Source organism: Amorphus sp. MBR-141 (assembly GCF_053628695.1).
This window is the reverse complement of sequence record NZ_JBRJGW010000061.1, coordinates 1-7,492: the sequence shown is the minus strand read 5'-3', so window position 1 is coordinate 7,492 and position 7,492 is coordinate 1. Positions and strand designations below refer to the sequence as shown.

The following is a 7,492-nucleotide window of genomic DNA, read 5'->3' as shown; positions in this document are numbered from 1 at the left end:
CTAAATCCGAAATCCCCATAGCCCATCGCCTGGGGCCCGCGGGTTCCTTCCTCGGGGACTTTCGTACGCCTTTCGGCGCCCGAAACTCTTCACGAGAACGGACTGGCAGGTTCGGAGCCGCTGTCAGCGAAAAGCTGCCCTTTCACCACAAGGTGCGAGACCGACGAGTAGCTGACAGTAGCAGCTACGTTGGCAAAATTCATCACTTTCCCTGATGCCATTTATCAGAAATCATTAGTTCTCCTGATCCTTCGATGTGCCTAACCTTGGGCCAAGGGAAGGAAAGGACCATTGCGTGCGCGTCCTGAAAAACAGGTCGAAGGCCGAGGACACAGTGCACGCAACCACGCGCAGATCGCGATCCATCACGTCTTCCCCTTCATAGGGTCCGCAGCACCGAGGGTGTATCGGACGACTGCCGCCCCGGCCTTTCGCCGGGTCCGGTGTCGTGTGTGTGAGCGTAAACAGGAGGTCTTCATGGGTCGAGTGGCCGGAAAAGTCGCCATCATCACGGGTGCAGCCCAGGGCATCGGCGCGACCTACGCCCGCGCCCTCGCCGCCGAGGGCGCAGTCGTCGTCATCAGCGACATCCTGGACGGCAGCACCGTCGCAAAGGAGCTGACCGACGCCGGCCACAATGCCCGGTTCATTCACGCCGACGTCAGCGATCAGGCTTCCGTTCAGGCGATGGTCGATGAAGTGGTGAAGGTTCACGGGCGGATCGATATCCTAGTCTCCAACGCCGCCATCTACGCCTCGCTGAAGATCAAGCCCTTCCTCGAGATCGACCCCGACGAGTGGGACAAGGTCATGGACGTGAACGTCCGTGGCGCGTTCATCTGCGCCAAGGTCGTGGTGCCGGTCATGAAGCAGAACAACTACGGCCGAATCATCAACATCGCCTCCGGCACCGTATTCAAGGGCACCCCCGGCCTGCTGCACTACGTGACGTCGAAGGGTGCCATCATTGCGATGACACGGGCGCTCGCGCGGGAGGTGGGAGACAGTGGCATTTGCGTCAACACGCTGGCGCCCGGCCTGGTCCTCAGCGAGCAGGTGGTCGCGAACACAGAACTCCGGGAAACCCTGACGGGACCGATCATCGCCAGCCGCGCCATCAAGCGCGACCAGCATTCAGAAGACCTCATCGGACCGCTCCTGTTCCTGGCGTCGGATGACTGCGCGTTCATGACCGGGCAGGCCGTGGTGGTAGACGGCGGCTCGGTCATGCATTGACCGGGCCCATCCGCTCCAGACCTATCCGAGACGCTCAATCGAAACCAAAGGGAGGACTGAATGAAATCCGAACTCATGCGGGTCGTGGGCAAGGGCACGTTCGTTGCCGTTGCAGCCGTCGTGGCCATGTCGTTTGCGACCGCGACCGACGGCAGTGCGAAGGAATACCGGCTCGGGACGATCGTTCCTGCGGGTCATCTCTGGAACAAGGCCGCCCAGTCAATGGGCGACAAGCTGGAGGAGCGCTCGAACGGCGACATTACCGTCTCGCTGTTCCCGTCCGGGCAGCTTGGGGACGAGAGCCAGATGGTCCAGCAGCTCCAGACCGGCGCGTTAGATATGGCCTTCCTCACCATTGCCGACGTGTCCAACCGGGTTCCCGAGTTTGGTGCGCTCTACGCGCCCTTCCTCGTCGATAATGTCAGCCAGGCTAACGAGATACTAAGTGGCCCGACCGCGCAGGGCCTGCTCGAGCTGCTCCCCAAGCAGATGGGCGTGGTCGGCGTCGACTACGGCATCGCGACTATGCGGGAAATGATGTCGACGGAACCGATGGAGAGCATCGACGACCTGAAGGGCAAGAAGATGCGGATCACGCCCTTCAAGCCGTTCCGCGATTTCTACACCATTCTCGGCATCGCACCGACGCCGATGCCGCTGCCGGACGTCTACGACGCGCTCGCCAACGGCCAGGTCGACGCGATCGACATCGATCCCGAGCTGATCCTGAACTTCAAGCTCTACGATCGGGCCCCGCACCTGCTCCTGAGCAACCACGCCATGTTCCCCATGGTGGGCCTGGTGTCGGGCCGCGTGTGGGCCGGTATGTCGGAGGAGGACCGCGAGATGGTCCGCACAGCGATGCGCGAGTCCCTCGCCGAGCTGCGCCAGGAGTACGCCGAAGCCGAGCCGCAGATGATCGAGGACATCCGCGCGACGGGCATCGAGGTGAAGCCGGTCGGGCCCGACTTCTTCCCGGGCGTCGTGGAAAAGTGGGAGGAGATCTGGTCCGATCAGAAGCCCACCATCGACGCCCTGCGCGAGGAAGCCGCACAGTTTCAGTAGGGGTTTGCCGGCATCGCCGCCAACCCGGCGAAGATGCGATCCGCAGTCGGCCCTTGGGGCCGACTGCTTCCATGACAGAGGCAGCATGAGGGCGCTTCATTCCATCAGCGCGGGTATCGCCAAGGCCGAGATCACAGTCGCCTGCGTATTCGGTCTGCTTATCGCGCTGTTCATTCTTCTCAACGTCGTCACGCGAACGATGGGAACGTCGATCTTCTGGGTCGACGAGGCAGCGATTGCGTCAATGGTCTGGATGGCCTTCCTGGGCGCCTCCGCTTCGATCCACTATCGTTCCAGCGTCGCCGTGACGCTCATTCCCGATGCGCTGCCGACACGGGCCGCTGTCCTGGCCGGCAAGCTCGTCGATGTGCTGGTGCTCGTGTTCTTTGCGGTTCTTCTGGTTCTGACCTTCCACTGGTTCGACCCGCTGACGCTTGCACGGCTTGGCTTCGCCAAGGACGCGTTCTCAGGACGGACCTTCAACTTCATCTACGCCGAGACGACCACGACCCTCGGCTTTCCGAAATTCTGGCTCTGGCTGATCATGCCTATTTTCGCCGTCGGCAGCGCCATCCATGCCCTGTCCAACCTTCTCTCCGCCACGGTCGAAGCCTCCCCGGAGGATTTCGGCCTGACCGAGATAGACTGACGAAAATCAGGAGCCAGACTTGGTACCGATCAGCTTTGCGTTTCTGCTCTTCGCCGGCGTTCCGATCGCACTGGTTCTGGCGATGACCGCCATGGTCTACATCCTGACCAGCGGCAACCTCATCCTCTTTCAGTCCTTTCCGCAGCAGCTCTACGGCGGACTGGAGAAGTACGGGCTTTTGGCCATCCCGCTGTTCATGCTGGTGGGCGAGCTGATGAACGAGGGCGGGATTACCCGCCGCCTCGTCAACTTTGCCAGCATCTTCGTTGGCTCTCTGAGGGGCGGGCTCGCCTACATCAACCTCGTAGCCAACATGTTCATGGCAGCAATCATCGGGTCGACGAACGCCCAGATCGCCGTGATGGGCCACGTTATGATCCCGGAAATGGCGCGGCGCGGCTACGATCGGAACTTTGCCACCGCGGTCACCGCGGCCGGCGGCCTGATGTCGCCGATCATCCCGCCCTCGATGCTCTTCGTCATCTACGGCGTGCTCGCCCAGATCAGCATCGGCGATATGTTCCTCGCCGGCATCGTGCCCGGCCTGCTAATGGGCGCGTCGTTCATTGCCGCAGTGGCAGTCATGGGCTTCTTCTATGAATATCCGCGCGAGGAAGCGATGTCCCGCGCTCAGGCGATTCAGGCGATCCTGCAGGCCCTGCCCTCGCTCGGCATTCCGGTGGTCATTATCGGCGGCATCGCCGGCGGCATCGCGACCCCGACGGAATCGGCGGCGCTTGCTGCGATTGCCGCTGTGCTCGTCGGCCTCATCGCGCACGGCGAGTTCAAGTTCGGCCGTGTACCCCAGATGTTGGTTCGGCTCGTCGTCAATTCGTCCACGGTGCTGTTTCTCGTGGCGGCCGCCAACGTCTTCGGCTGGATCATCGTCTACGAGAAGGTGCCGCAGACGCTCGCCGTGCAGATGCAGCTCCTCACCGAGAACCCGTTCGTGTTCATGCTGCTTCTCAACGTGTTGCTGCTGCTCGTGGGAACCGTCATCGACGCGATTGCGGCGCTGATTCTCGTGGTACCGATCCTGCTGCCGATCGCTCAGTCGAGCTACGGAATCGATCCGTTCCACTTCGGCGTAGTCGTGTGCCTGAACCTCGTGATCGGCCTGCTCACGCCACCGGTCGGCACGGCACTGTTCGTCGCGGCCAATGTTTCGGGCTGTAAGCCGGCGGCGATCATGAAACCGCTGACGCCGTTCCTGCTCTGCTCGATCGCCATCCTCATCCTGATCTCCTGGCAACCGGCCCTGGTAACCGGGATCATCGGGCGATAGCCGGTGACCCGGTCGCGCGCGCCGGTGCCCGACGCCGTTTCCACCAATCAAGAAGCCTGAGGAACACCATGGACGCACGTCACTTCATCGCCGGCGGCTGGCAGCCGTCGGCCGACGGCCGCACCGGAACCTCCCTTAACCCCGCGACCGGCGACCGCCTCGGGATTTTCTCCGACGGCGGTGTCGCCGAAGTCGAGACGGCGATTGCCGCCGCGCGCCGCGCCTTCGACGAGACCCTCTGGGCCCACTCACCGCGCGACCGGCAGATGGTGCTCCTGCGCTGGGCCGACGCGATGGAAGCGCGCACCGACGCGCTCGCCCACTGCCTGACGCTCACCAACGGCAAGCCGCTCGCCCACTCGAAGGGCGAGATCGCCGGGGCTGTTTCCGAGATCCGCTACTATGCCGGCCTGACGCGCCACTTCCCTGGCTCCGCCATGGAAGTCGCGCCAGGCGAGTTCGCCACCATGATCCGCGAGCCGGCCGGCGTCGCCGGGCTGATCATCCCGTGGAATGCGCCGGCCGTGCTCCTGATCCGCTCACTCGCACCCGCCCTCGGCGCCGGCTGCACGACGGTGACGAAGCCGGCGCCGCAGACGGCGTTATTCTCCGCGATGGTGTTCGAGACGCTCGTGGGCATCCCCGGCCTTCCTGACGGGGTGGTGAACGTCTTTTTCGAGACCGGCCACGAGGGCGCGATGCGGCTCGTCGCTTCAGAGGATGTGGATACAATTTCCTTCACCGGCTCCACCAGGGTGGGCGAGGCGATCATGGTCGCCGGCGCACCCACGATGAAGAAGCTGTCGCTGGAGCTGGGTGGCAAGTCGTGCTGCGTGGTGCTCGCCGATGCCGATGTAGAGGCCATTGCCCCCAAGCTTGCCGCAGCCGCCACCATCATCTCCGGCCAGCAGTGCACCGGCGCGCGCCGTGTTCTCGTCCACGAGTCGCGCTACGCGGAGATGAAGACAGCACTTGCGTCGGCGCTGGCCGCCATCAAGGTAGGCAACGGCCTGGACGACGGCATCGGCATGGGGCCGCTCATCGACCAGCGGGCGCGCTCGACTGTCCAAACGGAAATCGAGGCGGCCTTCGATGCCTGCGACGAGGTGCTGCTTCGTGGCGGTATTCCCGACGGGGCGCCGGAGGCGAGCGCCTTCCTCACGCCGTCGCTCGTCGCCCAGCGCGACGAGAACGCCGCCTTCTGCCAGGAAGAGGTGTTCGGGCCACTGCTGGTGCTGGAGCCGTTCGCGGACGAGAAGGAGGCCGTGAAGAAGGCCAACAACACGACGTTCGGCCTCTCCGCCAGTGTGTGGACCAACGACGGGCCCGCCTCCATGCGGCTCGCCCGCGCCCTCCGGAACGGCACGGTGTGGATCAACGATCACAACAAACTCTTCGCCGAGGCCGAAACCGGCGGCTACCGGCGCAGCGGCATCGGTCGGCTGCATGGTTACGACGCCCTGCACGATTTCAGCGAACTCAAGCACATCTATCAGAACGTCGGCACCGTTAGCTGAGGACCCGCATTCGATGCCCTCAACGGGCCAGAGGAGCGCACCTCTCGAAACTTGGCGTAGGCCCGACTAAGCTGGCTGCTTCCGGACTGTCCGGATTTCGGCAGGGCGCCTCGGAAGCGGCCTTCCATGGTTCAGTTTGTGCAGGACGGTTCCTGTCAGGCCGAGATACTCCGACTTTCACGAGTGGGACGATCGAAGTGGTCCGACACCTAGCATTACAGTTGCGCATTCTGGTGCTCGCTGAATCCATGGGTTTCCATGATTCGGAGGTCATGGAATGGTTGGAGCATCGGTTGAGGCGACGCTTGAGCTTTGGGCGTCTTCGCTGCGGGATGTTAAGGCGCGGATGCGGCCGCTGTTCACGCAGGAGCGTGTCGCGGTTTCGGCCGGACAGTTTCTGGACGGCCTGCTCGGCGAGGAGCGGCGCAAGACGGGATGGATGCGTGCCGAGGCGGCCGGCGATCCTGGTCCGTGGCGTCAGCAGGCCATTCTGGGCCGCGGCCGCTGGGATGCCGATGCACTGCGCGACGTTGTCCGCGACTACGGGCTCGAGGCGCTGGCCGACCCGGACGCGGTACTCGTGATCGACGAAACCGATTTCCTGAAGCAGGGCAAGGCGTCATGCGGGGTGGCGCGTCAGTATACGGGGTCGGCGGGCAAGATCACCAATTGCCAGATTGGAGTGTTCGCCACCTACGTCTCGCGGCACGGCCATGCTTTCATCGACCGCACGCACTATCTGCCCAAGGCCTGGACGGACGATCGGGCGCGCCTGGCCAGGGCCCATGTGCCTGAGAGCTTCGGTTTTGCAACCAAGCCAGCCATCGCGCTCTCCATGATCGAACGGGCGATTGGCACGGAGGTCCCATTTTCCTGGGTCGCGGCCGACAGCGTCTATGGCGTCGGCGACATTGAAACGGCCTTGCGACGCGCCGGAAAGGGTTATGTGCTCGGGGTGAATGCCAATCACCCCTTCCGCTCATGGGCAAAGCCGCAAGCCATTGCCGGAACCGCCAGGGAGATCGCCGGGAGTATGCCGGAAGCCGCCTGGCGGCGTCTGTCTGCGGGTGATGGCACCAAAGGCGAGCGGCTTCACGACTGGGTCTATCTCGAACTGGCCGATCTCGAGGTCGGCGAATACAATCATGCGCTCGCCGGCTTGTGGACGCGCGGCTTGCTGATCCGCCGCAAGATCGCCGATGGCGATCTCGCCTACTTCTCGACATGGGCGCCGGCTGGCACGCCAATCGAGACACTGGTCAGGGTGGAAGGTCATCGCTGGGCGATCGAGGACAGCTTTGAAACCGCCAAGAACGAACTCGGTCTCGACCACAACGAGACCCGTTCCTGGCACGGCTGGCATCGCCACGTCTCGCTGGTCATGCTTGCCTTTGCCATGCTGGCCATCATCCGCCACCACGCGATCGCTGCGCCGCCCCCAAAAACAATGCGCCAGAGAGGCCCAAAAACCCGCCGCTGATCCGCTGGTCGGTCCAGGAAATCCGCCGCGTCGCTACGCGTCTTGCCCGACGAGGTATCCAACCTGCCCATGTCATCGCATGGTCGCTTTGGCGACGAGCACATCAGGCCGCTGCTCGACAAGCTCACCTCAAATCAAAAGCGCAACTATAGTGCTAGGCTCAGCAGCCTACTTCAGGGAGGACCACTTAGCGTAATCGCAGGTGGCACCCCTCGCCGAGAGCGAAGCGGTCCACCAAGCTGGCGATCCAGCAACGATCG

The 7,492-nt window shown here is 63.5% G+C and carries 6 protein-coding genes; all 6 read left to right on the top strand.

Annotation, left to right across the window (positions count from 1 at the left end; all coding sequences use genetic code 11):
• Positions 1-477 precede the first annotated feature (477 nt).
• The 6 genes from ACSSVZ_RS27640 to ACSSVZ_RS27615 all read left to right on the top strand — a co-directional run bounded on the left by ACSSVZ_RS27640 (position 478) and on the right by ACSSVZ_RS27615 (position 7,232).
• A complete protein-coding gene (locus ACSSVZ_RS27640; protein ID WP_453974084.1) occupies positions 478-1,236 on the top strand; it encodes an SDR family NAD(P)-dependent oxidoreductase in 759 nt (252 codons plus the stop codon).
• Positions 1,237-1,296: 60 nt separating this feature from the next.
• Positions 1,297-2,301 carry a TRAP transporter substrate-binding protein gene (locus ACSSVZ_RS27635; protein WP_453974083.1) on the top strand — a complete coding sequence of 335 codons (1,005 nt, stop codon included), beginning with the start codon at positions 1,297-1,299 and terminating at the stop codon, positions 2,299-2,301.
• A gap of 85 nt (positions 2,302-2,386) precedes the next feature.
• Positions 2,387-2,950, top strand: a complete 564-nt coding sequence (locus ACSSVZ_RS27630; RefSeq protein WP_453974082.1) for a TRAP transporter small permease — start codon at positions 2,387-2,389, stop codon at positions 2,948-2,950.
• 19 nt (positions 2,951-2,969) lie between these two features.
• On the top strand, positions 2,970-4,235 hold the full coding sequence (locus ACSSVZ_RS27625; protein WP_453974081.1) for a TRAP transporter large permease: 1,266 nt from the start codon (positions 2,970-2,972) through the stop codon (positions 4,233-4,235).
• Positions 4,236-4,303: 68 nt separating this feature from the next.
• Complete coding sequence (locus tag ACSSVZ_RS27620; protein WP_453974080.1) at positions 4,304-5,752, top strand: aldehyde dehydrogenase family protein; 1,449 nt, start codon at positions 4,304-4,306, stop codon at positions 5,750-5,752.
• Between the two features lie 277 nt (positions 5,753-6,029).
• Positions 6,030-7,232: an IS701 family transposase gene (locus ACSSVZ_RS27615; protein ID WP_453974079.1), complete on the top strand. Its 1,203-nt coding sequence runs from the start codon at positions 6,030-6,032 to the stop codon at positions 7,230-7,232.
• Positions 7,233-7,492 lie beyond the last annotated feature (260 nt).

Bases quoted from the DNA above. Each gene is read 5' to 3' on its own strand.
- ACSSVZ_RS27620 (WP_453974080.1), top strand. From the start codon at position 4,304: ATGGACGCACGTCACTTCATCGCCGGCGGCTGGCAGCCGTCGGCCGAC.
- ACSSVZ_RS27635 (WP_453974083.1), top strand. From the start codon at position 1,297: ATGAAATCCGAACTCATGCGGGTCGTGGGCAAGGGCACGTTCGTTGCC.
- ACSSVZ_RS27640 (WP_453974084.1), top strand. From the start codon at position 478: ATGGGTCGAGTGGCCGGAAAAGTCGCCATCATCACGGGTGCAGCCCAG.
- ACSSVZ_RS27630 (WP_453974082.1), top strand. From the start codon at position 2,387: ATGAGGGCGCTTCATTCCATCAGCGCGGGTATCGCCAAGGCCGAGATC.
- ACSSVZ_RS27615 (WP_453974079.1), top strand. From the start codon at position 6,030: ATGGTTGGAGCATCGGTTGAGGCGACGCTTGAGCTTTGGGCGTCTTCG.